Here is a 1,894-nt window from a genome sequence, read left to right as displayed (position 1 = left end):
GCCCGACGATCGGTGGGGTGCCGCGCTACGCGACGGAGGACCTCACGCTGGCCGGCACCCTGGTCCGCCGGGGCCGACGTGGCCGGTCAGCCGTTGCGGGTGTCCCCTCGGCGGCACCACGTCGTGCTCACGGGGAGGGCTTCCCCCTGGCAGCCTCCCGGCGAGCGATAGTCTCGATCACATCGGAGACGGTGTCCAGGGCTTCGGGCGAGAGTTCCACCGCCCGCAGCGCCATGTTCCGTACGCCGGCGTCCCGCAGCGCCTCCAGCAGGGCGAGTTCGGCGACGATCTCCTCGGAGCGGTCGTCGAAGAAGTAGGCGGGGGAGACGTGGAAGAACCCGGCCAGCGCCTCCAGGTGGCGCTTGGTCGGGTTGTCGCGCTTGCCGGTGCGCAGCTGCCACAGGTAGGTGGCCGAGAAGGTCTCGCCGGTGGCCTCGCGACAGGCGCGCGCCACGTCCTCGTTGCTGTACTGCTCCCGGTTGGGGCGCCGGACCGTGCGAAACAGTGTCTCGATCTTCTCGGCGAGTGTGCTCGCCCCGGGTTCCGCCATCTCCGCCTCCTGCGCCGCCACTGCCGGTCCCGGCGGCACTGGAACGCGGGGCCGGCCACCGGGTAACCATCGTAGCTTCGGGCGTCGCCCCGGCGTCGGGCGGTGCCGTCCCCGGGGGACGAACGCGGGTCCGGCCCTCGGGGGAGGGCCGGACCCGACGCCCGGTGCGGAATGGTGCGAGGTGGTTCGCGGGTCAGCAGCAGCCGTAGCTGAAGCTGCCGCAGGTGCCGCACCCGGTCTGGTTGGTGGTGCAGATGTCGTAGACGGTGATCTGCTCCTCGCCGCCGCTGAGGGCGGTGAGGTCGGGCTCGCCCAGCGGGTGGCCGGGCGTGGTGCGGGCCGTCTCGGGGTCCTTCCAGGACCGGACGATGTCCTCGTTGCTCATGGTTCGACTCCTTCCGCTCCGGGGCGGGGGGGTACGGGCCGTCAGCAGTGGGTGCCGGTGGCCCAGGTGGGGCAGCAGCCGCCGGTGCCGAGGGCCTCGCTGCCGCCCTCCTCGTCGGACAGGCCGCCGACGAACAGGCCGAGGTCGACCTCGCCGGACGGGTGGGCGGGGGCGACGGCGCGGGCCGCGTCCTCAGGGTCCTTCCACGCACGGGCGGTGCTGTTGTCGCTCATGGCGTTCCTGCCTCTCGGTGATGGTTCCTCGACCGGACGGCCGGGCGGCCGACCGGGGTTCGTGGGGACGGGCGTCGAGCGGCCCGTCGGAAAGGTGGTCCGTCGGTCGGTGGCCCGTCGGCTTCAGCGGCTCGCGGCGGGGCGCACGTCGGTGTCGGCCGCGCCGAACAGCAGGCGGTACGCGCCCTCCTGCTCGATCAGCTCGTCGTGGCGGCCGCGTTGGACGATCCGGCCGTGTTCGAGGACGAGGATCTGGTCGGCGTTGCGCACGGCGTTCAGCCGGTGGGAGACGACGATCCGGGTGACGGCCAGCTCCGCGAGCGCGCCGTCGACATGGCGTTCGGTCTGCGGGTCGAGGTGGCTGGTCGCCTCGTCGAGCAGCAGCAGCCGCGGCCGGTGCACCAGGGCCCGGGCCAGGGCGACCCGTTGGCGCTGGCCGGCCGAGAGCGCCGAGCCGCTCTCGCCGACGGGCGTGTCGTACCCCATCGGCAGGGCCAGCACGTCCTCGTGCAGCCCGGCGATCCGCGCGGCCCGGATCACCTCGGCGTCCTCGGCGTCGGGCCGCCCGAGGGTCAGGTTGTCCCGGATGCTGCCGCCGAACAGGCTCAGCTCCTGGAGGACGGCGCCGCAGTGGGCGCGCAGGTCGGCGAGGTCGAGCTGTTCGGCGGCCTGGACGTCGCCGTCAACAACGCCGGGGTGTTCGGCGCCGCCGGTCCGGTCGCCGAC

General features: G+C 73.8%; 4 protein-coding genes. All 4 read right to left on the bottom strand.

The window, feature by feature from the left end; translation table 11 throughout:
- Nucleotides 1-127: 127 nt before the first annotated feature.
- On the bottom strand, nt 128-550 hold the full coding sequence (locus ACWDCZ_RS40935; protein ID WP_049659008.1) for a hypothetical protein: 423 nt from the start codon (nt 548-550) through the stop codon (nt 128-130).
- A gap of 193 nt (nt 551-743) precedes the next feature.
- Nucleotides 744-935, bottom strand: coding sequence for a hypothetical protein (locus ACWDCZ_RS40930; protein ID WP_449818664.1), 192 nt, complete (start codon nt 933-935; stop codon nt 744-746).
- A gap of 41 nt (nt 936-976) precedes the next feature.
- Nucleotides 977-1,168 (bottom strand): hypothetical protein, encoded by a 192-nt coding sequence (locus tag ACWDCZ_RS40925; RefSeq protein WP_049659012.1) that lies wholly within the window; start codon nt 1,166-1,168, stop codon nt 977-979.
- A 123-nt stretch (nt 1,169-1,291) separates the two neighbouring features.
- Nucleotides 1,292-1,894, bottom strand: a 603-nt coding sequence (locus tag ACWDCZ_RS40920) for an ATP-binding cassette domain-containing protein (RefSeq protein WP_449818663.1), incomplete at its 5' end; no start/stop codon positions are given.

The sequence above is a fragment of the Kitasatospora sp. NPDC001225 genome, assembly GCF_053597855.1.
The sequence above is the reverse complement of the archived record's forward strand: the minus strand, read 5'-3'. Positions and strand labels throughout refer to the sequence as shown.

Excerpts from the sequence above, each read along its gene's own strand:
- ACWDCZ_RS40925 (WP_049659012.1), bottom strand. The coding sequence starts at position 1,168 with ATGAGCGACAACAGCACCGCCCGTGCGTGGAAGGACCCTGAGGACGCG.
- ACWDCZ_RS40930 (WP_449818664.1), bottom strand. The coding sequence starts at position 935 with ATGAGCAACGAGGACATCGTCCGGTCCTGGAAGGACCCCGAGACGGCC.
- ACWDCZ_RS40935 (WP_049659008.1), bottom strand. The coding sequence starts at position 550 with ATGGCGGAACCCGGGGCGAGCACACTCGCCGAGAAGATCGAGACACTG.